This is a genomic window from Magnetospirillum sp. (genome assembly GCA_027532905.1).
In the GTDB taxonomy this organism is placed as follows: Bacteria; Pseudomonadota; Alphaproteobacteria; order CACIAM-22H2; family CACIAM-22H2; genus Tagaea.
On record JAPZUA010000002.1, the window covers coordinates 513,830 to 538,509 of the forward strand.

The following is a 24,680-nucleotide window of genomic DNA, read 5'->3' on the forward strand; positions in this document are numbered from 1 at the left end:
TCGGTGACGTCGCTTTGGGCGCGCAACGTCGCATGTTTCAGATCCCAATGTCGGTTTCCGAAGCGCGACGGCGCGCGCCAAAAGTCTTCACCGACATCCACTGCGGCAATGTGTGCGCCTGCGTCAGGTGCGGTGATGGCAGGCGATGTGGCCTATCGGGTTTGCGATATCGATTGGCGTTTAGGTACTGAGGCCCGACGATCCGAGAAAGTGCCGGAGATAGCTCGACTTGATGTCCGCTGCGGCAAGCGACGATCGGCGTTTTGCGGTTGCGGTATGGTCGATCCCGTCGGGTACGACGACCACGCCGTAAACGTCGGCCGCGTAGGACGCGGTGATCAAGCCGTTCAGAACGTCGGCATGTACTGCAGCTGGATCGCGTTCGGCCGGGTCGCCGAAGCCGCCGGCACCGGCTTGGATATGGACGAACACGTCGCCCTTATTCATCGCCACACCTTCCATCGGGCAAGCCGGAAGGATGCGTTGGCCGGGACCGGGATTGATGATGTTCCAGGAGGGCGTGCCTGGAAGCCCGCCGTCGAGACCGTAAGGCGGAACGGCGCGGCGGTCGGAGCGCATGATCAGCACGGCGCCCTCCGCGAGCAGCCTATAGCCGCGCGACAAGGCTGCCCCGCCGCGATGGCGACCGGGCCCGCCCGAGTTTTCGACGAACGAATAGTGCGTGATCTCGACAGGATGGCGCGCCTCCAGCATCTCGATAGGTGTGTTGCCGAGATTGGCGCCGGGATTCGAAATGCCTTCCTGTCCGTCGCGCTGGGCGCTCCCGCCCCAGCATCCCATCAAACCGCCGGACACGATGAACGGCTTGTTGTTGTGCCGTCCTGCGATATGCGGGGCCGACGAGCCGCCTTCGTTGGCGGCCGGAATACGGCCCGGCAAAATCTGGGCGAAGGCGCCCAGCAGCGTGTCGAACATGCGAAAGCAGATGATCCCGCGCGCGCCGCAGGCGGCGGGTTCGCGTGGATTTACGATCGAGCCGAGTGGTGCCGTCACCTTGATCGCGCGCATGTAGCCTTCGCAATTGGGTATTGCTGCGCCTAACGCGCATCGCACTGCGAGATAGCACATTGCATTCGTCGTCGGCATCGGCCCGTTGATCGCCGCTGCAACCTGCGCCGACGTGCCGGTCCAGTCGATGTGGACCGTGTCGCCGGCGATGGTCAGTGCGGCGTGAAATTTGATCCGCTCCGGGTGCTCGCCGAGACCGTCGAGATAGTCCTCGAAATGGTAGCAGCCGTCGGGCAGGGCGGCGATCTCGGCGCGGATCAGGCGTTCGGCGTAGTTGTGCAGTTCCTCGGTATAGCGGCGATAGTCGGCAAGGCCGTAGCGGCCGATGAGTTCCAAGAGTGCTTTTTCGCCGTTGTTGCAGGCGGCGATCTGCGCGCGTACGTCGCCCATCACGAATCTCGGCAGGCGTGTATTTTTTTCGATCAGGCGGAAGATCGCGTTGTTGGGTTTGCCCGCTTCGAAAAGCTTCAGGATCGGGATGCGAAGCCCCTCCTGGTAGATCTCTTTGGCGAACACGGCCATACCGCCGGGTGCAATGCCGCCGATGTCGCATTGGTGCGCGAGCGTTGCGACATAGCCTGCCAGTTCGCCGCCGACGAAGACCGGTTTGATTATGTAAAAATCGGGCAGATGCATGCCCCCGGCGCCGTAGGGGTCGTTGAAAATGAAGATATCGCCGGGCGCAATCTGGCCCGCATACTGTTCCGCCAGATTCCGCATCGCGTCGGGAAACGATCCGAGGTGGACGGGCGTTGTGAGGCCTTGGGCCACCGTGCGCCCTTCGTGGTCGCAGACGGCCGTCGAATAGTCCATCGAATCGCGCACGATGTTCGAGTAGGCGGCGCGCATGATCACGAGCGCCAGTTCGTCGGCAATGGAGCTAAGCGCACTCTGGATCACTTCGAGGGTGATCGGGTCGATCGTTTGTGCCGTCTTCATGCGCCGATCTCCAGAACGAGATTGCCGCCGCCGTCGACATGCGCCTTGCAGTCGGGCGGCACCACGCAGGTCGCATCGTATTCTTCGACGATCATCGGCCCGCTGCGCGCGGTTTGCCCCAACTCGTCGCGGCGCAATACAGGTGTGGTGCAAATGCCGAACGTGGGTCCGAAATAGACGTCACGCGTGCGTGGAGGCGGCGCTGCAAGATCGGCTGCGTGGGTGAAGTGCGCCAAAGCCGGGCGCGGCACGCGGGCGACGATGCGCAAACTCACCATTTCGACGGCTTCGCCGGGCGCATGATGCGCGAAGGTGCGCAGATGCTCGTCGTGGAAAGCCGCGCCAAGCTTCGCAAGGTCGGGGCTTGCGCCGTGATCGACCGGAACCGTCAACTCGAATGCCTGGCCCGTATAGCGTAGATCGGCGAAGAAGCGCACGCCGACGGTTGCGGGATCGAAACCGTCGCCGGCAAGGGCCGCGCGCGCTTCCCTCTCGAGTTCGAGCATTTTTGCATTCAGCGCGGTCGCGTCGAGCGCATCGAGTTCGCCTGGGCAGGAGCGGACGAATTCGTATTCGTTCTCGGCGACCAGCAACCCGAAGGCGCTCAGAACGCCGGGGCTCGGCGGAACGAGGATGCGGCGAATGCCGATGTCGCGCGCGATCGCCGCGGCGACGATCGGCCCGTTTCCGCCGAACGCGACCAGCGTGTAGCCGCGCGGATCTCGGCCGCGATAGGTGGATACCGATTTGACCGACCGCACCATGTTGGCGACCGAGACCGCAAGGATGCCGTGCGCGGCTTCGGCGGCGGGTCGGCCGAGCCGATCGGCAACGTCGCGTGCGAAAACGCCCGATGCCTGCGCCGCATCGAGCGCCAGATTGCCGCCGACAAGCGCTTGCGGATTGATGTAGCCGAGCACGAGGAGGGCATCGGTCAGCGTCGCCTGTTTGCCGCCGCGCCCATAACAAACCGGGCCCGGTTCCGATCCCGCACTTTCGGGGCCGACTTTCAGTAGTCCGCCTTTGTCGAAATGGATAAGGCTGCCGCCGCCCGCACCGATTTCCGACACGTCGATAAAGGGCAGCTTGATCGCATAGCCGGCTCCTTTGACGAGTTTGCTCGAGAGATTTATTCCGGCACCGACTTCGTATTCCGCCGTCTTGATCGGCTCGCCGTTCTCGACGATCGCGGTCTTTGCGGTGGTCCCGCCCATGTCAAGTGTGATGACGTTGGGCAGATTCGCTTGTTTGGCGATGCGCGCAACGGCAATGACGCCGGCCGCAGGGCCGGATTCGACGAGATAGGCGGGTTTGCGCATGGCGGCTGCCACGCTCATCTGGCCGCCGCCGGATGTCAGCACATGAAGCGGGCATCGTATGTCGAGGGCGAAGAGCCTGTCTCGAAGGCCGCGCAGATACGAGTCCATGACTGGACCCAGAAACGCGTTCACGACCGTCGTGCTGGTTCGTTCGTATTCGCGGATTTCAGGCAGAATCTCGTGCGAGCAGGTGAGGAAGATTTCGGGGCCGAGAATTTCCTTGGCAATGTCGCGCACGCGCCGTTCGTGGGCGCCGTTTGCGTAGGCGTGCAGAAGGCAGATCGCAACGGATCTGGCACCTGCAGCCGCGATGCGCTGTGCGGCTTCCACCGCCGTTTCGTCGGCCAGCGGAATGCGCACTTCGCCGAGCGGTCCCAAGCGTTCGCGCACTTCGAAGCGAAGCCGCCGCGGCACAAGCGGTTTGGGTTTGACGTAGTCGAGATTGTAGAGCTCCGGCACGCGTACGCGACGGAATTCGAGCACGTCGCGGAAGCCTTCGGTCGTGATGAGGGCTGTGGCGGCCCCTTTGCCTTCGAGCACGGCGTTGGTCGCAACCGTCGTCGCATGCACGACCTCGATGATCTGTTCGGGGCGAATGCCGTGGTCGCGCATCAGCTCGCCGACGCCCACGGATATGCCCAGGCCGTAGTCGCGCGGCGTGGACGAAACCTTCTTCGTAAGCACGCGGCCTGCGGCATCCGTCGCGACGATGTCGGTGAAGGTGCCGCCGATGTCGATACCCAGCCGGAATACCGCCGTCGATTCAATCTGCATCGTTTGTTGCCCCGCGCGTCGAGGCTGCGATATCAGCGCGATGCGCGGCGGCGGTCTAATTTTTCTTTTGAATTCGACCGATAGAAACTTTTGATGGGCGTGCTCGCGCATCGCGGCGGCGGGTGTCGAGGTGGCGTTCGGCGATCGCCGTCGCGACCTCCGCGACGGACGCCGCCAATCGATTGCCGCCTTTGGCAGCGTAGCTCACGAAAAACTCGATCGGCGGAACAGAATAGGGCACGTCGAGTTGGCGGAGCTTGCCCGCAGCCACTTCGTGGCGAACGACCGCGTAAGGCAGCACGCAGGGGCCGATCCCGTCGATCGCCATACGCATCGTTCCGGCAATCGACGAACTCCCAAAGATGCGTGCGTCTGCCATTCCGACGCCGGACAACATTTTGCGGATTGCAACATGGGGGGCTGATTCGCGCCGAAACGTGACAATCGGCCAGCGGCAGATGTCTTTGAAGGTCAGCGCGCGTTTTGGAAACGTCACTTTGCGTCCAGCAAACCAGCCAAGCGGATAGGCGCACAACGGTGCCGTAGTGAGCCTTGAATCGTCGGTTTTGCCGTGCAGAAACGCAAGATCGAGCTTCTCGGCAAGCAAGCCCTCACGCAAGGCAGGCGTCGAATCGACCTCGATGTCGAGGGTAACGGACGGGTAGGTGCTGCTGATCTGTTCGACGAGTTCGGCAAGCCAAGTATGCACGATGGTTTCCGGCACGCCGAGCCGGAGGCTGCCGCGCAACGAAGCGGGGTCGCCGATCGCGCCCAGCATGTCCGCGCGAAGCTGCAGCATCTTTTCGACGTAATCGACGAGTTCGCTGCCTTTGGCCGTGAGCACCACTCGCCGGGCGCGGCGGTCGAACAAGCGCGCGCCTAGATCCCGTTCGAGTATCGCGATGCGGGCGGATATCGCGGGCTGCGTCGTGTTAAGCCTTTCTGCCGCCGCGCGAAAACCGCCCAGCCGCGACACCCAAAGGAACGTTTCGAGATTGCGAAGATCCAGCATGCGACCCAAAACCTCAACCGGGGCGAATCCGTTTCGGCGTCAGTGTGCCGCAGGTGCTATAAAAATTCATTATCGATATGATCCAAACACGGGATTGGACGGTTATCCGCGCGTGCGTCCTAATTCTCGCGTCATAGGCGCATTCGAGCGCCGCCTCGCGCTGCGATGCGCGGACGAAAACGGTTCGCATGGGAGAGCAAACATGATGTTTCGACCCGCTGTTTCCGCAGTCTGCGCCGTCCTTGCAAGCCTTGTGGCCTTGGCGGCCTTCGGCACGGATGCGGCGGCCCAAAGCAAATACGACAAGGTACTGCGCGAGAAACGCCTCGTCGTCGGCGCCCAGGAAGGCACGCCGCCCTACGGTTACGTTGACGAAAAGGGCGAAGTCGCCGGCTGGTCTGTCGAACTCAGCCGCGCACTCCATCAGCTCATCCAGCGCAAGATGGGGACGCCGATCGCCCTCGAGTTCCGCCGCGTGACGCCGGAAACGCGCATCCCGCTGATCGTGAATGGCACGCTCGACTGGGTACTCGGCTCGACCGGCAAAACGATCGAGCGCGAAGACGTGGTCGATTTCTCGCTGATTAACAACCTTACTTGCGTGCAGATGCTCCACCGCAAGAGCACGCCGATCCGCGACTATTCCGAACTCGGTGGCAAGCGCATCGGCGTCACGAACGGCAGTGTGGAGCAGAAAGTGCTCACGCAGATGGGCGAGACCGGCAAGATCGTGCCGCCGCCGCGAATTGTGACCTTTCCGACCCATGCCGTCGGGTTTCTGGCGCTCGATCAGGGGCGTACGGACGTTCACATCACGCTCGATTCCGCGTTGCGTGCACTCCAGGTCAAGGCCAAGGATCCCGAGGAGTGGACCGTGCACGGGCCGGAACTCTTCTGCATCCCAAGCGGCATCATTCTTCCGCAGAACGATTCCAAATGGGCGCGCACGGTCAACCATGCGCTCTGTTACATGATCAGCACCGGCGATTTCGACAAGCTCTACGACGAATGGTTTGGCGAGAAGAACCCAAAGGCGGGATTCCCGCTGCCGATGACGAATGCGCTGCGCGTCGTGCTCGACAACCAGTGCCCCTTCGGGATCGAAGCCTGGCTGCCGCCGCGGACCTGAGCCGCACGCGAGGAGTTGCTGATGGTGCGCCAGAAATTTGCAGAGCGGATCGCGAAGATCGCTTTTTCGTCGTCGCTCGCCTCGATCCGGCGCATTCGTGAGCTGCGCGCCGAGGGTGTTCGCATCCACGATTTCGGGACGAAAGCCGATACGCCTGCGCACATCAAAAAAGCGGCGGTTGCCTATTTGAAGTCGGCGCAGGCTTCGTTCTACGCCGACTCGCGCGGCATTCCGGAGCTGCGCGCAGCCATCGTGCACAAGCTCGCGCGCGAAAACGCAATGTCGGTCGATCCTGAAACGGACGTCACCGTGACGGTCGGGGGCAAGCAGGCGATTCTGTCGGCCCTGTTTGCGCTCGTCGATCGCGGCGACGAGGTGTTGCTCGAAGATCCGGGCTGGCTCAGCTTTGAGCCGATGGTGCGGCTGTCGGGGGCCACGCCTGTTCCGGTTCCGATCCACGAGAAGGACGGCTTCAAGCTCACCGAAGCCGCGTTGACGAAGCGGATCACGCCGAAGTCGCGAATTCTGATCCTTTGCAATCCGCACAATCCGACCGGACGCGTGCTCGACCGCGCCGACCTCGAGATGGTGGCGCGCGTCGCGCGCAAGCACGATCTGATTGTTTTGATGGACGAAGCCTACGAGCGCTTCATGTACGACGGGCGCAGGCATGTGAGCCTTGCGTCGTTGCCCGGTATGTATGCGCGCACCATCACGGTGCAGACGGCCAGCAAGATCTACAACATGTTCGGCTGGCGCGTGGGCTGGATCGTTGCACCCGCAGCGCTCAGCGAAAAGATCCAAATGATCTCTTCGCACACGATCACGTGCGTGACTTCGTTTGCGCAGGCGGGTACGGCTGCGGCGCTGATGCGCGACCGCGTGCAGGGCGATATTCCGCTCGCGAAGATGCTCGACAACTACCAGCGCCAGCGCGACGCACTCGTCGACGGACTCAACGATCTGCCGGGCGTTTCCTGCCATCGGGCGGAGGGGGCCTATTTTGCCTTTCCGTCGTTCAAGGGATATCGCATGAAGTCGGCGGCACTGCGTGCGGCGATGTTCGAGCAGGCGCGCGTTTCGGGCATTGCGGGCAGCGTGTTCGGGCGGAACGGCGAAGGGCATATGCGGTTCGTCTTCAATGCCTCGGTGCCCGAGATCGAAGCCGGCCTTGCGCAGATGCGCCGCTTTCTGCGAAAGCTGCGCTAGGCGATGCGCTACGAATTCAGATGGGGGATGCTGCTCGAACAGCCTTACTTCACTTGGATCGTCGATGCCATCTTCACCACCCTCCATCTTGCCTTGCTCTCCTGGTTCCTGGCGCTTGGGATCGGCATCGCCGTCGGCGTGATGCGCAACACGCCGTCGCGTGCCTTGCGGTTTGCGGGCACCTTCTATGTCGAAGTTTTCCGCAACGTGCCTCTCTTGCTGCAGCTCTTTTTGTGGCTTTATGTTTTTCCGGAATTTCTGCCCAAGCATTTGCAGCTCTATTGGAACCGGCTCGACGAAGCGCCCTATTGGACGGCCGTGATCGGCCTGTCGTTGTTCACGGCCGCGCGCGTCGCCGAGCAGATTCGCTCGGCCATCCTCGCCATTCCGCCGGGGCAGTTCAAAGCTGCACTGTCGACGGGGCTGACGCCGTTCCAGATGTACCGGTACGTGATCGTTCCGTATGCCGTTCGGATCATTATTCCGGCGATCACGTCGGAGTTTCTAACCATCTTCAAGAACACGGCACTTGCGTTGACGATCGGCGTCGCCGAGATTTCGAGCGTGGCGCGCAAAATCGAAGCGTGGTCGTTCAAGGGCATCGAGGCGTATACGGTGGCGTCGGCGACCTATGTCTGCACCACGATCGCGGTCATCGTTCTCATGGGGTGGGTCGAGCGGCGCGCCTACATCCCAGGCCTCATCAAACGCGAAAAGAGCGACGCCTGAATGGATTGGAACGTCGTCAGCGCCAATTTTCCGCTTCTGATGCGCGGCTTAGGCACCAGCCTGCAGCTTGCCGCCGTGGTGATCGTACTCAGCTTTCCGATCGGCTGCTTGATCGCGATCGGGCGACTCAGTCGGCGGCGTTGGCTCAGCACCGTCTGCGCTGGTTTCGTGCATACGCTGCGCAGCAATCCGCTCGTGCTGATCCTGTTCTGGTTCTATTTTTCGGTTCCGCTGATCGTCGGCCGTTCGATCGACGACGGCGCTTCCGTCATCGTCGCGTTCGTCGTATTTTTCGCGGCCTATTTCGGCGAAATCGTGCGTGCCGGCGTCCAGTCGGTTGGCACGCGCCAAGTCCAGGCGGGCCTGTCTTCGGGGCTCAGCTACGCGCAGACGATGCGCTACATCGTGTTGCCCCAAGCCATCCGCGCGATGCGGCCCGCACTGACCACCCAATGCATCGTGGTGTTCCAAGGAACGACGGTTGCCTATGTGATCGGCTACCACGAACTTATGCATACGACGTCGATGATTGCGGAACGCACCGTTCGCCCCGTCGAACTCTACAGCTTTGCGGCACTCGCATACTTCGCGGTGTGCTACGCGGGCTCGCTCCTCTCCAGGCATTTCGAAAAGCAGGCATAGAATGACCCTACCGATCGTCGCGATACGGGATGTCTGTCTGGACTACGGTGCTTTTCGGGCACTCGAAAACGTGTCGCTCGACGTGAATATCGGCAGCCGGATCGTGATCTGCGGGCCGAGCGGCTCGGGCAAGAGCACGCTGCTGCGCTGCGTGAACGGCCTCGAGCCGTTCCAAGGCGGCGAGGTATTCGTAGACGGCGTCGGCGTGCGGACCTGCAAGAATCTGCCGAAGCTGCGGCTCAATGTCGGCATGGTCTTTCAGCATTTCGAGCTCTATCCGCATCTGTCCGTGCTCGACAACGTGGTTCTGGCGCCAATGAAGGCCAAGGGTCTGCCGCGCCGCGAGGCGGAGGCGAAAGCGCGCCACTATCTCGACCGGGTCGGGATTCTCGACCAGGCGGACAAGTACCCTGCGCGCCTGTCGGGCGGTCAGCAGCAGCGTGCGGCGATCGCGCGGGCACTCGCGCTCGAGCCCAAGGTCATGATGTTCGACGAACCGACGTCGGCGTTGGACCCGGAAATGATCGGCGAAGTGCTGAAGGTCATGCGGGATCTTGCGCGCGACGGCATGACGATGCTGGTCGTGACCCACGAGATGGGATTTGCGCGCGAAGTCGCCGACGAGATCGTCTTCATGGACAAGGGCCGCATCGTCGAGCAGAGCGGTGTCGAGGATTTTTTTGGGTCGCCTAAGACAGAGCGCGCGCGCGAGTTCCTCAATCGGATTCTGCTCAAGATATAGACTCTCTGTCTCCGTCGGCGTCGCCGAACAAGCGCCGGGCCTCACTCAAGCGAACGCGGCGGCACGCAGCTGCTTGGCGCGGAGCGCGCTTTTTTCGTGCGCGAGTGCCGCGATCGTTTGCCCGATCTTCTCGGGCGTCAGGATGAAATCTATGAAGCCCGTGCCGATTGCCGATATCGGCATGTCCGGCTGTTTGGCCGATATCGGGTCTTGCGCGATTGTGATGCCGCCGACAGCTTTGATTCCGCGCAAGGCGGCCGCCCCGTCGCCGTCGAGGCCCGAAACGATGACGGCGACGAGCGGTCCTTTCCAGTTCCGCGCGAGCGAGCGCAAAAACACGGTGATCACATCCGGCCAACCGCGCGGTTTGGATATAGCCGCGAGACGGAACCGGCCGTTGTGGACATGGAGATCGGTACGTTCCGGAATGATGAACACGCAGTCGACGCGGATCGGCATGCCGTCTGCAATGAGCATGACCGGCATTGCGGTGTGTTTCGGCAGGATCTGGTGCAGCAATGTCGCCACCTGCCGCATATGGTTCACGATGACGACCGCCACCCCCATATCCGCCGGCAGCTGCGACAGCAGCCGGACATACGCATCGAGGCCGCCGGCAGATCCGCCGACACAGACGATAGGAAAGGCCTTGGCAACGGTCGTACTGCGCATGTTGGCCCCCGGGCGTTGTGGCAGTTTGCGGGCTTGCCGGATGTATCGGCGCGATTGAAGGCGCCAATCGCGGCTTAAATATGGGGAGAGCGTGGCATCCGCGCTAAGTGGCCCTGCGTAGTTCCCGAAACTACCGCTGCAAAGCAAGCCGCACCTACATTGCGTCGATCTGCAGCGGCAGGGGCTGCCGGTACGGCTCGACATATTGCGATGCAGATCGTTTCGATCCACCCCCAATCGACATCAAGGAGTTTGCCGATGATGAACAGCAATACGGGTACAGTCGCTTCGCTTATCGCCGCCGACAAGGTCAAGGACGCCAAGGTTTTCAACCGCAAAGGCGAAAAGCTCGGCACGGTCGACGACATTCTGATCGACCGCACGAGCGGCCGCGCCATTTACGCCGTTCTTTCATTCGGCGGCTTTCTCGGCATGAACGAGAAGCACCATCCCATGCCGTGGGCGACGCTTGCCTACGACACCAAACTGGGTGGTTACGTGGTGGATATCGACAAGAAGATTCTGGAAGCGGCCCCGAACTACGACAGCGACGGCAATTTCGAGTGGACCGCCGAGTACGGCCGCAAGGTCGATAAGTACTACAGCGCGCCCGGCTACTGGATGTAATCGCCAAGCACGGCGACAATGCGGCAAGCGTTTCCTGCTTGCCGCATTGCTGCGTGCATCTGCAACCAGCGACGACCGACAGGACGCAACATGCCGCCGACAGCCCAACTCGTCTCGCTCGCGACGGCCGTGCCGCCGCACAAAATCGAGCAATGCGACGTCGCAGAGGCCGCGCATCGCGGATTTGCCGGACGTGTCGGCGACTACGAGCGCCTGGCGCGCGTGTTCGAGAGTTCCGGCATCCGCAGTCGCTATGCTGTGAGGCCGATCGACTGGTATTTCCAGCCCTTGGGATGGCCGGAACGTACCGAAGCTTTTCTCGACGGCGCGTTGGCGCTCTTCGTAGATGCTGCGACGCGGGCTTTGGACGAAGCCGGTCTCGCGCCGTCGGCGGTCGACACGATCGTCACTGTGTCCTCGACGGGCATTGCGACGCCGAGCCTCGAGGCGCACGCTGCCGGACGCATGGGCTTTCGCGCCGACGTGGAACGCGTGCCCGTGTTCGGGCTTGGCTGTGCCGGCGGCGTCAGTGGGCTTGCGCTCGCAGCAAGGCTTGCCGTCGCGCGCCCCGGCAGTGTCGTACTGCTGGTCGTGATCGAGCTTTGCACGCTTGCCTTTCGCCTCGACAAATTGACCAAAGCCAACATTGTCGCGACCGCCTTGTTCGGCGACGGCGCGGCTGCCTGTGTGCTGCGCACGGACGGTGCAGGCATTGCCGCCCTCGAGATGAGCGGCCAGCATCTTTGGCCCGCAACGATCGACGTCATGGGCTGGTCGATCGATCCGCAAGGCTTCGGCGTGATCTTCGACCGCGCCATTCCGCCCTTTGCCGAGGCGCATATGCGCCCGGCCGTTGCGGGCATTCTCGCGCGCGCGGATTTGGAATTTGCCGATTTCGACCGGCTCGTCTTCCATCCGGGCGGCACCAAAGTGGTGGCGGCTCTCGAGCGCGCCTTTGCGCTGGAGCAGGGTTCGCTCGACCACGAACGCGCCGTGCTGGCCGATTTCGGCAACATGTCGGCGCCGACAGCACTCTTCGTGCTCGAGCGTGTTGTGCGCAGCGGGCTGGCGCCGCGCACGTTGCTGACGGCGATGGGACCTGGCTTTTCGGCAAGCTGCGTTTCGCTTAAAGACGCGGCATGATCCCGGCGGCACTGCTTTTGGCCTTCGTAACCGCCGAACGTCTGGCCGAGCTGTGGTATGCCCGGCGCAACACTGCGGCGCTGATGGCGCAAGGCGCCGTCGAGTTCGGTGCAGGCCACTATCCGCTGATCGTGGCCCTGCATGCGGCATGGCTTGGCGGGCTCTGGATCGGCGGATGGGACAGCCCGGTCGAGAACGGCTGGCTGGCGGTTTTTCTCGCAATCCAGGTTTTGCGCGTTTGGACGATCGCGACCCTCGGGCGCCGCTGGACGACGCGCATCGTGGTGCTGCCGAATGCGCCGCTCGTGCGGCGCGGGCCGTATCGCTTCATGTCGCACCCCAACTATGCGGTTGTCGTGGGCGAGATTGCCGTGCTGCCGCTTTGTCTCGGCATGCCGGTCTATGCAGCCGCCTTTACGGCGCTGAACGCCGCCGCCCTCTTCGTGCGCATCCGTGCGGAAGATGCGGCTTTGGCCGGTGCACGCGATCTCGCAGCCCGCTGATCGCGCGCTCTTTTCGGCATGACGCGCTTGCCCGCGCGCATTTGAATTCATTGGCAGTTCGGCCGCCCCGAGGATCCCGCTTTCAGCGGGGTCGCACGCACCGATTCGGCCCGCAAAAAGCCTTTTCTTTAACCATCTTAGAGGTGCTATAAGTTTTTCTTGTTGTCAGAAGACGACTTAGCCAATTAGGTGGACAATGCCGATATCGCTTGGAAATTCCGGTGGCACCTATAGCTATTCCGTTGCCGACACGATAATCGGCGGTACCGGTGCCGATACGGTTACGCTGGTTGGCAGCCAATCGGGCGTCACCGTCGATCTGGCAGCAGGTGCTGACCGGCTGATCCTCGATGACGCGGCGAACACGGTCACGGTCCTGAACGTCGAAACGTTGGTCGCCGGTAGCGACAACGACACCATCACGGTCGGTACTGCCGTGACGGCCGGAACCCTCGATCTTCTCGACGGCAACGACCAACTCGTTCTGGGCAATTTCAACAATACGCTGACGGTCCGCAACGTCGAAACGCTGCTCGGAGGGACCCGCGCAGACACGATCACGCTGGGCACAGCGATCGCGTCGGGCAGCATCGACATGCTTGCCGGCAACGACCGCCTCGTGTTGGGCAATTTTGCCAACGAACTCACCGTGGCCAATGCCGAAACCCTCATGGGCGGTACGGGTGCGGATACCGTGACTATCACGACGGCGATGGCTTCCGGCGTCGTGGATCTCGGGGCGGCCAATGACGCGCTCGTTCTCGGCGGTTTCGCGAATTCGCTGACGGTCGGGAACGTCGAGACGCTGACGGGCGGCTCGCTTGCCGACACGGTGACACTGAGCACCGCAACGACGAGCGGCTCCATCGATCTTTCGGACGGGAACGATCGACTGATTCTCGGCGGCAGTGCCGGCAACACAATTACCGTCTCGAACGTCGAAACGCTGATCGGGAGCGCCGCCGCCGATACGGTCGTGCTGGTCGGCAGCCAGACCGGCGGCACGGTCGATTTGGGCGCAGGCCTCGACCGCCTCGTCCTCGATGCGGCTCCCAACACGCTGACGGTGGTGAACGTCGAAACGCTCGTCGCCAACGCCGACGACGATACGATCACGATCGGTAACGCCGTCACGTCCGGCACGATCGATCTGCTCGACGGCAACGACCGTCTGGTGCTGGGCCAATTCAACAATACGGCGACGCTCTTCAACGTGGAAACCCTCGTCGCCGGCACGCGTGCGGATACGATCACGTTCGGCACGGCTGTCGTATCCGGTACCGTCGATCTGCTGGCGGGCAACGACCGTCTGGCGCTCGGCAACTTTGCCAACACAGCGGCGGTGGCCAATGTCGAGACATTGGTCGGCGGCACGGATAGCGACACGATCACGATCGCGGCGGCGCTGAATGCGGCTTCGATCGATCTCGGTGCCGGCAACGACGCGCTCGTCCTGGGCGATTTTGCCAACACGCTGTCGCTTGCAAATGTCGAGACGCTGACGGGCGGAACGCTTGCCGACGCGGTTACGCTGGGCAGCGCTCTGACGGACGGCTCGGTCGATCTTTTGGCCGGCAACGATCGCCTTGTGCTGGGCGGCACCTCCGGCAACACGGTTTCGGTCGCGAATGTCGAAACGCTGATCGGTACCGCCGGGGCGGATACGATCGCGCTCGTCGGCAGCCAAGCGGGCATCACCTTGGATTTGGGAGCCGGTACTGACCGCGTGGTTCTCGACGCTGCGGCGAACACGGTCACGGTGCTGAACGTCGAGACTTTGGTTGCTAACAGCGACGACGACACTGTCACGTTCGGTACGGCTGTCACCTCGGGTACGATCGACCTGCTGGCAGGCAACGATCGCCTCGTGCTGTCGGGCGGCACATTTGCCAATACCGTCGCGGTCGTAAATGTTGAAACACTGATCGGCAGCAGCGGCGCCGACACGGTCACGCTGGCCGATAGCCAATCGGGCACCAGTGTGGATTTGGGGGCGGGTAACGACCGTCTCGTGCTCGGCGATTTCGCGAATGCGCTGACGGCAAGCAATATCGAAACGTTGGTCGGCGGCACATCCGACGATACGGTAACGCTCGGGGCCGGAATAAATTTGGGCCGGATCGATTTGGGGGCGGGCAACGACGCGCTTGCGCTCGGCAACTTTGCCAATACGGCTACGGCCACGAACGTCGAAACGATCACCGGCGGGACGCTTGCCGATACGGTCACATTGGGTTCGGCGGCGTCCAACGGCACGATCGACCTTTCGACCGGCAACGATCGTCTCGTTCTTGGCAACTTCGCCAACACGCTGACCGTTTCCAATATTGAAACCATCGTCGGCGGTACGGGTGCGGATACGGTCGCACTGGTTGGCGGCCAGACAGGCGCCACGGTCGATCTGGGGGCCGGTGCGGACCGGCTGATCTTCGACACCACGGCCAACACACTCACCGTGCTGAACGTCGAAACATTGGTCGCCAACAGCGACAACGATACGGTCACGATCGGCTCGGCCGTGCTGTCGGGCAGCATCGACCTGCTGGACGGCAACGACCGACTGGTTCTCGCGAACGGCACGGCTTCCAACACGCTCACGGTCGCGAATGTCGAAACTCTGATCGGCAGCACCGGTGCCGATACGGTCACGCTGGTCGGCGCCCAGTTGGGCACGGCGGTGGATCTGGGGACGGGGGCCGACCGCTTGGTGCTCGACAATCTTGCCAATACGCTGACGGTAGGCAATGTCGAAACGCTGCTCGGCGGCACGAGCGACGACACCGTGACGCTCTCGGCGGCAGCAGGTTCGAGCACGATTGATCTCGGTGCGGGCAACGATGCGCTCGCCCTCGGCAGTTTTGCCAACACGCTGACGGTCGCGAACGTCGAAACGATCACGGGTGCTTCGCTTGCCGACACGGTCACGCTTGGCGCTGCGCTCGCGAGCGGTTCCGTCGATCTTTTGGCCGGCAATGACCGTCTGGTTCTCGGCGGCACGTCCGGAAATACGGTTGACGTGGCGAATGTCGAAACAGTGATCGGCAGTGCCGGTGCGGATACAGTGACGCTTGTCGGCAGCCAATCGAATTCCACGGTGGACCTGGGGGCAGGTGCCGATCGTCTGATCCTGCAGAGTCTCGGTCTTGGCAATACGCTCGCGGTGTTGAACGTCGAGAGCTTGGTCGCCGATACTGGCAACGACACGGTCACGTTCGGCGCATCCGTCACTTCGGGCAGCGTCGATCTGTTGGGCGGCAACGATCGCTTGGTGCTGGGCGGCGGCGCGGGCAATACGGTTTCGGTCGCTAACGCCGAGACGATCGTCGGTAGTTCCGGTGCGGATACCGTCATTTTGGTTGGCAGCCAGACAGGCTCCACGGTGGATCTGGGTGCCGGCAGCGATCGCCTCGTCCTTGATACGACGGCCAATACGCTGACCGTGTTGAACGTCGAAACCTTGATCGCCAATGTCGACAACGACACGATCGTGTTCGGCACGGCCCTAACGAGCGGCAGCATCGACCTTCAGTCCGGCAACGACCGCGTCACATTGGCGGGCGGTACGGTCGGCAACACGATCACGATCGCGGGCGTCGAAACCTTGGTTGGCGGCTCTGCTGCGGATACCGTCACGCTGGCCGGCACGCAGCTCGGCGTCCTTGTGGATCTTGGGGCCGGCAACGACCGCCTCGTGATGGGCAATTTCTACAACGAAGTGACTGTCAGCAACGTTGAAACCTTGCTTGGCGGCACCGACGACGACAGCGTGACGCTCGGCACGGCAATGACTGCGGGCTCCATCGATCTTGGCGGCGGCAACGATGCGCTTGTGCTGGGCGGTTTCGCCAATACGCTCACTGTCAGCAACGTCGCAACCCTGACCGGCGGTGCGCTTGCCGACACGGTCACGCTGGGTGCTGCGATGACGCGCGGGTCGATTGATCTTGCGGCCGGCAACGATCGCTTGACGCTCGGCGGCACGTCCGGCAATACGATTACCGTCGCTAACGCCGAAACGCTGATCGGCAGTGCGGGAGCGGATACCGTAACGCTGGTCGGCGGCCAGTCGGGCTCCACGGTGGATCTGGGCGCCGACTTGGACCGCCTGGTTTTGAACAGTGCCGGGGCCGCGAATACGCTGACGGTCACGAACGTCGAATCCGTGCTCGGCGATACCGGCAACGACAGTGTGACGTTCGGTACCGCCGTGATGGCCGGCAGCGTCGATCTTTCGAGCGGCAACGACCGCCTCGTGCTGGCGAGCGGCACGGCGGGCAACACGCTCGCGGTTGCGAATGTCGAAACGCTGGTCGGCGGCACTGCCAACGATACGGTAACGCTCGTCGGCAGCCAGCTCGGCATCTCGGTCGATCTGGGGGCGGGAAACGACCGCTTGGCGCTCGGCAATTTCTACAATGAACTTTCGGCTGCGAACGTCGAAACGCTGGTCGGCGGGACCGACGAAGATACGGTCGCCATCACGACAGCCATGACGACAGGTTTGGTCGATCTCTTGGGCGGCAACGACGCGCTTGTCCTCGGCAGCTTTGCCAATACGGTGACGGTTGCGAACGTCGAAACGCTCACCGGCGGCGCGCTCGGCGATACGGTCACGCTGGGTGCTGCGGTGGCGAGCGGGTCCGTCGATCTTGCGGCCGGCAGCGATCGCTTGGTTCTCGGCGGCACTTCCGCCAACACGATCACGGTCCTCAATGTCGAAACCTTGATCGGCAGTGCGGGTGCGGACACGGTCACGCTGGTTGGCGGCCAGTCCGGCACGACCGTCGATCTGGGGGCGGGAAACGATCGCTTGGTTCTCGACTCGGCGGCTAACACGTTGATTGTGTCGAACGTCGAAACTTTGATCGCCGGCGTCGGCAACGACAGCATCACGTTCGGCACAGCCATCACAGCCGGCACCATCGACTTTCTTGCCGGCAACGATCGCCTTGTGCTGGCAAGCGGCACAAGCGCCAACACCGTCGCGGTTGCGAATGTCGAAACGCTCGTTGGCGGGTCCGGTGCGGATACCGTCACGTTGCTCGGAAGCCAGTCGGGCACATCCGTGGATTTGGGTGCGGGTGCAGACCGTCTCGTGCTCGGCAACTCCGCGAACGCGCTGACGGTCGCCAACGTCGAAACCGTCGCCGGCGGCACGGCGGCCGACACCGTGGCGGTCAGTTCGGCGGCAGCGTCGGCGCTGGTCGATCTGGGGGCCGGCAACGATACGCTATCGCTCGGCAGCTTTGCCAACACGGTGACCGTCGCGAACGTCGAAACGCTCACGGGCGGCGCGCTCGGCGACACAGTCACGCTGAGTGCGGCGCAGGCGAATGGTTCGATCGACCTATTGGCCGACAATGATCGGTTGGTTCTGGGCGGCACGTCTGGCAATACGCTGACGGTCGCGAACATCGAAACGATCGTCGGCAGTTCGGGTGCCGATACAGTTACGTTTGTCGGCAGCCAATCGGGCGCGACGGTGGATCTGGGGGCGGGCAACGACCGCCTGATCCTCGACACCACGGCCAATACGCTGACGGTGCTGAATGTCGAGACGCTGGTCGCCAATACCGACAACGACACGATCACGTTCGGCACGGCCGTCACGGCCGGCACCGTCGATCTGCTGGCGGGCAACGACCGGCTCGTGCTGGCGAGCGGCATGGCCGCCAACACGGTCACGGTCGCGAATGCCGAAACGATCGTCGGTGCCACGGGTGCGGACACGGTCTCCCTGGTTGGTGCTCAGTCGGGCACGACGGTGGATTTGGGGGCGGGCGAAGACCGCCTGATTCTCGATGCGACGGCCAACACGCTGACTTTGCTGAATGTTGAAGCCTTGGTCGCCAATACCGACAACGACACGATCACCTTTGGCACCGCCATCACCACGGGCGCCGTAGATTTGTTGGCGGGTAACGACCGTTTGGTGCTCGGCAATTTCGCCAATATGCTGACGGCGACTAACGTCGAAACGCTGACCGGTGGTTCGCTTGCCGATACGATCACCTTGGGCAGCCGCATGCTCGACGGATCGGTCGATCTTGGTGCCGGAAACGACCGACTTGTGCTGGGCAATTTCCCGAACTCGGTGACCGTCGCCAATGTCGAAACCTTGGTCGGTGGCACCGAAGACGACACGGTAACAATCGGCACGTCGATGACGGCTGGATCGATCGATCTCGGCGCCGACACCGACAGGCTGACCTTGGGCGATTTCGCCAATACGCTGACGGCCACAAACGTCGAAACGCTGACCGGCGGATCGCTTGCCGATACGGTCACGCTCGCGGCCTCGCTTGCCAGCGGGTCGATCGATCTTGCGGCCGGCAGCGACCGCTTGGTGTTGGGCGGAACCGCAGGCAACACCATTGCCGTCGCGAATGTCGAAACGCTGGTCGGCAGTTCGGGTGCGGATACGGTTACGCTGGTTGGCAGCCAGTCCGACACGACGGTGGATCTGGGGGCCGGCAACGATCGCCTGATCCTCAACAGCGCCGGTGCGGACAATACGCTTGCGCTGCTGAACGTCGAATCCTTGATCGCCGACACGGGCAACGACAGCGTCACGCTCGGCTCGGCAATGACGGCAGGCAGTATCGATCTTTCGGACGGCAACGACCGCCTCGTGCTGGCGAGCGGGACGGCGGCCAATACCCTCGCTGTCGCGAACGTCGAAACGCTGGTCGGCGGTTCTGGCGCCGACACGGTCACGCTCGTCGGCGCCCAGTTGGGGACCACGGTCGATCTTGGTGCTGGTGCCGACAGGTTGGTGCTGGGCAATGTTGCCAACGAGGTGACGGCGAGCAACGTCGAAACCATCGTCGGCGGAACCGACGCCGACACGGTGGCGCTCGCTTCCGCGATGAGTGCCGGTTCGGTCGATCTCGGTGCGGGCAGCGACGCGCTCGTGCTTGGCGATTTCGCCAATACGCTGACGCTCACGAACGTCGAAACAGTCGTCGCCGGATCGCTTGCGGATACGGTCACGCTGGGCTCGGCCATCGGTGCGGGGGCGACGATCGATCTGGGAGCGGGCAACGATCGGCTGATCTTGGGCGGCAGTGCCGCCAACATGGGTGCCGTTGCGAATGTCGAAACGCTGATCGGCAGTGCGGCCGCCGACACGATCGCGCTGATCGGCAGCCAATCGGGCACGACCGTGGATCTGGGGGCTGGCAACGACCGCCTGAGCCTCGACACCGTGGCCAACACGGTGACGGTGCTGAACGTCGAAACCCTCGTCGCCAATACCGACAACGATACGATTACATTCGGCTCGGCTGTGGCGAGCGGCACCATCGATCTGCTCGACGGCAGCGACCGTCTTGTGCTGGGCAACTTCGCCAATACGCTGACGGCGACGAACGTCGAAACGCTGATCGGCGGATCGCTTGCCGATACGGTGGCGCTGGGCACGCAGGCGATCGACGGTTCGGTCGATCTGGGGGCGGGGGCTGACCGCCTTGCGCTCGGCAACTTTGCCAATGAACTGACGGCATCGAACGTCGAAACTTTGGTCGGCGGCACGACCGACGACACGGTTACGATCGGCGCGGCGTTGAGTGCAGGCTCGATCGATCTGGGCGCGGGCACCGACCAGCTGTTCTTGGGCGACTTTGCAAATACGCTGACCGTCGCGAATGTCGAAACGCTGACCGGCGGTTCGCTTGCCGATACTGTTACGTTGGGTGCCGCTGTAACCAGCGGGACCGTCGATCTTTCGGGCGGCAGCGATCGGCTCGTGCTGGGCGGCACTTCGGGCAACACGATTTCCGTTTTCAACATCGAAACGCTGGTCGGCAGTGCCGGTGCCGATACGATCTCGCTCGGAACGGCGGTCGTATCGGGCACCGTCGATCTGCTGGGCGGCAACGACCGTTTGGCGCTCGGCGATCAGGCCAATACGTTGACGGTCGCCAACGTCGAAACTTTGGTCGGCGGCACCGAAGACGATACGGTGTCGATCGCGACCGCGATAACGGCCGGGACGGTCGATCTGGGCGACGGCAACGACCGTCTCGTGCTGGGCAATTTCGCCAATACGCTGACTGTCCTCAATGTCGAAACGGTCGTCGGCGGCTCGCTTGCAGCCACGATCACGCTGGCAACCCAGATGCTCGACGGTGCTGTCGATCTCGGGGCCGGCAACGACCGCTTGGTGCTGGGTAATTTCGAGAACACGCTGACGGCAACCAATGTCGAAACCTTCGTCGGCGGTACCACGAGCGATACGGTGACGATCGGCACGGCGATGACGACGGGCTTGGTCGATCTGGGCGACGGCGACGATTCGCTCGCCCTCGGCAATTTCGCGAACACGCTCACGGCGAGCAACGTCGAAACGGTCGTCGGCGGTTCGCTGGCTGACACGGTCACGCTGGGCGTGGCGACGACGAGCGCTTCGATCGACCTTGTCGCAGGCAACGATCGCTTGGTGCTGGCCAGCAGCACGGTAGGCAACACAGTCACGGTATCGAACGTCGAAACGATCGTCGGCGGCACCGGTGCCGATACGGTCACGCTGTTCGGCACTCAATCGGGCGCGTCGGTGGATCTGGGGGCGGGTAACGACCAGCTGATCCTCGACACTGCCGCAAATACGATCACGGTGCTGAACGTCGAAACCCTGGTCGGCAATACCGACAACGACACGGTCACGCTCGGTGCGGCGGCGACGGCAGGCACGGTCGATCTGCTCGAGGGCAACGACCGGCTTGTGCTCGGCAATTTCGCCAACACGCTGACGGTCGTGAATGTCGAAACCATAATCGGCGGTACGGGTGCCGACACGGTGGCGCTGGTCGGCGGGCAATCCGGCGGCACTGTGGATCTGGGGGCGGGCAACGACCGCCTGATCCTCGACAGCACGACCAACACGCTGACGGTGCTGAATGTCGAGACATTGGTCGCCAGCACCGACGACGATACGATTGCGCTGGGTACGGCCATTGTGTCCGGCAGCATCGACCTTTCGGGCGGCAACGACCGTCTCGTACTGTCCAGTGCCGCGAACACGCTTACGGTCGCGAACGTCGAGACGCTGATTGGTGCGGCCGGCGCCGACACGGTCACGCTGGCGGGCAGCCAATCGGGCACCGAGGTGGATCTGGGGGCGGGGGCCGATCGCCTCGTGCTCGGCAACCTCGGAAATACGCTGACGGCCAGCAACGTCGAAACGCTGGTTGGCGGTACCGGTGCCGACACGGTGACGATCGCTGCGGCGATGGCTTCGGGCTCGATCGATCTTGGGGTCGGCAACGATGCGCTGGTGCTCGGCGACTTCGCCAATACGATAACGGTCACGAACGTCGAGACCGTTACCGGCGGATCGCTTGCGGATACAGTCGCACTCGGTGCTGGCATCCAGTCGGGCGTCACGATCGACTTGATGGACGGCAACGATCGCCTCGTCCTGGGCGGCACAGCCGGCAATACGGGCGCCGTTGCGAATGTCGAAACGCTGATCGGCAGCACGGGTGCGGACACGATCACGCTGCTCGGCAGCCAGACGGGCACCACGGTGGATCTGGGGGCCGGCAACGACCGCCTGATCCTCGACGCGACGGCCAACACAGTGACGCTGCTGAATGTCGAAACGCTGGTCGCTAATTCCGACGACGATACGGTCACGTTCGGCACGGCAATTACATCCGGCACAGTCGATCTGCTCGACGGCAACGACCGTCTGGTGCTGGGCCAGTTCGCCAATACCGTCACGATTTTCAACGTCGAAACGCTGGTTGCCGGGACGCGGGCCGATACGATCACCCTCGGCACGGAGATCACGGCTGGCACCATCGATCTGTTGGCCGGCAACGACCGCCTTACGCTCGGCAACTTCGCCAATACCCTGGCGGTCGCGAATGTCGAAACCTTGGTCGGCGGCACGGCGGACGACACGGCCACACTCGCGACCTCGATGGGCTCGGGCACGGTCGATCTGCGCGGCGGCAACGATGCGCTCGTTCTCGGCGATTTCGCCAACGCCCTGACCGTGGCCAATGTCGAGACTGTCACCGGCGGATCGCTCGCAGATACGGTTACGCTCGCCGCCGCGATCGTCGGCGGGTCCGTCGATCTTATGTCCGGCAATGATCGACTGATTCTGGGCGGTTCCGGCAACACGGTCACGATCTCGAACATCGAGACGATCGTCGGCAGTTCCGGCGCCGACACGGTTTCGCTGGTCGGCAGCCAGGCAGGCACCACGATCGATCTCGGGGCCGGCAACGACCGCCTGATCCTCGATGCGGTCGCCAACACGTTTACGGTTCTCAACGTCGAAACTTTGACCGCCAATGCCGACGACGACACGATCACGTTCGGTACGGCTATCGTCTCGGGCAGCATCGATCTTCTGGACGGCAGCGACCGCTTGGTGCTCGGCAATTTCAACAACACGCTGACGGTTTTCAACGTCGAAACGCTGGTTGCCGGCACGCGCGCGGATACGGTCACGCTCGGCACGGTGATGACGGCCGGCACGATCGATCTGCTGGCAGGCGCCGATCGTTTGACGCTCGGCAATTTCGTCAACACGCTTGCGGTCGCAAATATCGAGACCTTGGTCGGCGGTACTGCCGCAGACACTGTGACGATCGGCACGGCGATGGGCTCGGGCACCGTCGATCTGCGGGGCGGCAACGACGCGCTCGTGCTCGGCAACTTCGCGAACACGCTGACGGTCGCGAATGTCGAAACCGTCACCGGCGGAACGCTGGCGGACACGGTCACCTTCGGTTCCGCATTGGCGAGCGGATCGGTCGATCTTTCGGACGGCAACGATCGTTTGGTTTTGGGCGGCACGTCTGGCAACACCGTATCGGTCGCCAACGTCGAAACGCTTGTCGGCAGTGCAGGTGCGGATACGGTGACGCTGGTTGGCGCTCAATCGGGGGCCATCGTGGATCTCGGTGCCGGCACCGACCGCCTGATCCTGGACAGCTCGGCCAACACGCTCACGGTGCTGAACGTCGAAGCCGTTGTCGCCAACACCGACAACGACACGATCACGTTCGGCACGGCCGTGACGTCGGGTACCATTGATCTGCTGGCGGGCAACGACCGCCTCGTGCTCGGTAATTTCGCCAACACGGTGACGGTGCTGAATGTCGAAACCCTTGTCGCGGGCACGCGCGCCGACACCGTCACGCTCGGGACGGCTGCCGTTTCGGGAACGATCGATCTGGGAGCCGGCAACGACCGCTTGCTGCTCGGCAACTTCGCCAATACGCTGACGGTCGCGAACGTCGAAACCCTGATCGGCGGATCCGGCGACGACACGGCGACGCTCGGCGCTGCGATGACGACGGGCTCGATCGATCTGCGCGACGGCAGCGATGCGCTCGCGCTCGGCAACTTCGCCAACACGATTGCGGTTGCGAACGTCGAAACGCTTACAGGCGGCACGCTTGCCGACACGATCGTACTATCGACCGCGACGACAAGCGGGTCCATCGACCTTGCGGGCGGCAATGACCGTCTGGCACTGGGTGGAACCACGGGCAACACCGTCGCGGTTTCGAACGTCGAAACGCTGATCGGCAGCGGTGCAGCCGATACGGTCACGCTCGGCGCGCAGATGACCGCAGGCTCGATCGATCTCGGGGCCGGCACCGACCGTTTGACATTGTCCGACAGCGCCAACACGCTGACGATTACAAACGTCGAAACCATCGTCGGCGGTACCGATGCCGATACCGTCACGCTCGGCAATGCGTCGACGGCCGGTCAGATCGATTTGGGGGCAGGGTCGGACGCGCTTCGCCTCGGCAATTTCGCCAACAGGATCACGGCAACCGATGTCGAGACGATCACCGGCGGCAATTCTGCTGACAACATCACGGTCGCTGGCAGCACGGGTGCGCGCATCGACGGCGGATCCGGCAACGATACGCTGATCGGCGGCGACGGCAACGACACGCTGGTCGGCAGCGGCGGCAACGATTCGTTGACCGGCGGGGCGGGCACCGACACGTTCGTGATGGGCAGCGGTGCGGACACGGTATCCGGCTTCGTTTCGGGTACCGACCAGATCGACATTGCCGCCTTCGCGTCTTTTGCCAGCATAACGGACGTCCAGTCCGCAACGACCTATTCGGGCGGCAATGCGACGATCAGTCTCGGCTCCGGAACGACAGTTACGTTGCTGGGAGTCACGACGATCACCGGAGGCATGGCCGCCGACTTCGTATTCCACAGCTGA

The 24,680-nt window shown here is 63.0% G+C and carries 13 protein-coding genes; 9 read left to right on the plus strand and 4 right to left on the minus strand.

Annotated features, from left to right (window positions below; translation table 11 throughout):
- Positions 1–180: 180 nt before the first annotated feature.
- From O9320_10510 to O9320_10520, 3 genes are read right to left on the minus strand one after another with little or no spacing between them, the layout of a single operon-like run.
- Positions 181–1,968, minus strand: coding sequence for a hydantoinase B/oxoprolinase family protein (locus O9320_10510; GenBank protein ID MCZ8311277.1), 1,788 nt, complete (start codon positions 1,966–1,968; stop codon positions 181–183).
- Entirely contained in the window at positions 1,965–4,061 is a 2,097-nt protein-coding gene (locus O9320_10515) for a hydantoinase/oxoprolinase family protein (GenBank protein MCZ8311278.1), read from the minus strand. The genes O9320_10510 and O9320_10515 overlap by 4 nt, the downstream gene beginning before the upstream one ends.
- Before the next feature lie 55 nt (positions 4,062–4,116).
- Entirely contained in the window at positions 4,117–5,073 is a 957-nt protein-coding gene (locus O9320_10520) for a LysR family transcriptional regulator (protein ID MCZ8311279.1), read from the minus strand.
- 202 nt (positions 5,074–5,275) lie between these two features.
- On the opposite strand from O9320_10520, the gene O9320_10525 reads away from it, so the two are divergent.
- From O9320_10525 to O9320_10545, 5 genes are read left to right on the plus strand one after another with little or no spacing between them, the layout of a single operon-like run.
- Positions 5,276–6,202: a transporter substrate-binding domain-containing protein gene (locus O9320_10525; protein MCZ8311280.1), complete on the plus strand. Its 927-nt coding sequence runs from the start codon at positions 5,276–5,278 to the stop codon at positions 6,200–6,202.
- 21 nt (positions 6,203–6,223) lie between these two features.
- Entirely contained in the window at positions 6,224–7,411 is a 1,188-nt protein-coding gene (locus O9320_10530) for an aminotransferase class I/II-fold pyridoxal phosphate-dependent enzyme (protein MCZ8311281.1), read from the plus strand.
- A gap of 3 nt (positions 7,412–7,414) precedes the next feature.
- Positions 7,415–8,140 carry an amino acid ABC transporter permease gene (locus O9320_10535; GenBank protein MCZ8311282.1) on the plus strand — a complete coding sequence of 242 codons (726 nt, stop codon included), beginning with the start codon at positions 7,415–7,417 and terminating at the stop codon, positions 8,138–8,140.
- Entirely contained in the window at positions 8,141–8,782 is a 642-nt protein-coding gene (locus tag O9320_10540; GenBank protein ID MCZ8311283.1) for an amino acid ABC transporter permease, read from the plus strand.
- A 1-nt stretch (position 8,783) separates the two neighbouring features.
- Positions 8,784–9,524: an amino acid ABC transporter ATP-binding protein gene (locus O9320_10545; GenBank protein ID MCZ8311284.1), complete on the plus strand. Its 741-nt coding sequence runs from the start codon at positions 8,784–8,786 to the stop codon at positions 9,522–9,524.
- A 45-nt stretch (positions 9,525–9,569) separates the two neighbouring features.
- Here O9320_10545 and O9320_10550 read toward each other — a convergent pair whose 3' ends face one another.
- On the minus strand, positions 9,570–10,196 hold the full coding sequence (locus O9320_10550; GenBank protein ID MCZ8311285.1) for a chemotaxis protein CheB: 627 nt from the start codon (positions 10,194–10,196) through the stop codon (positions 9,570–9,572).
- Between the two features lie 258 nt (positions 10,197–10,454).
- Here O9320_10550 and O9320_10555 point away from each other — a divergent pair, with 258 nt between their 5' ends.
- The 4 genes from O9320_10555 (at position 10,455) to O9320_10570 (ending at position 24,680) form a co-directional block, all read left to right on the plus strand.
- The gene (locus O9320_10555; GenBank protein MCZ8311286.1) at positions 10,455–10,823 is read left to right on the plus strand and encodes a PRC-barrel domain-containing protein; all 369 of its coding nucleotides are present in this window, start codon (positions 10,455–10,457) and stop codon (positions 10,821–10,823) included.
- Positions 10,824–10,913: 90 nt separating this feature from the next.
- The gene (locus tag O9320_10560) at positions 10,914–11,966 is read left to right on the plus strand and encodes a type III polyketide synthase (GenBank protein MCZ8311287.1); all 1,053 of its coding nucleotides are present in this window, start codon (positions 10,914–10,916) and stop codon (positions 11,964–11,966) included.
- Positions 11,963–12,469: an isoprenylcysteine carboxylmethyltransferase family protein gene (locus O9320_10565; protein MCZ8311288.1), complete on the plus strand. Its 507-nt coding sequence runs from the start codon at positions 11,963–11,965 to the stop codon at positions 12,467–12,469. Before O9320_10560 ends, O9320_10565 begins: the two co-directional genes overlap by 4 nt.
- A 196-nt stretch (positions 12,470–12,665) precedes the next feature.
- Positions 12,666–24,680, plus strand: coding sequence for a calcium-binding protein (locus tag O9320_10570; protein ID MCZ8311289.1), 12,015 nt, complete (start codon positions 12,666–12,668; stop codon positions 24,678–24,680).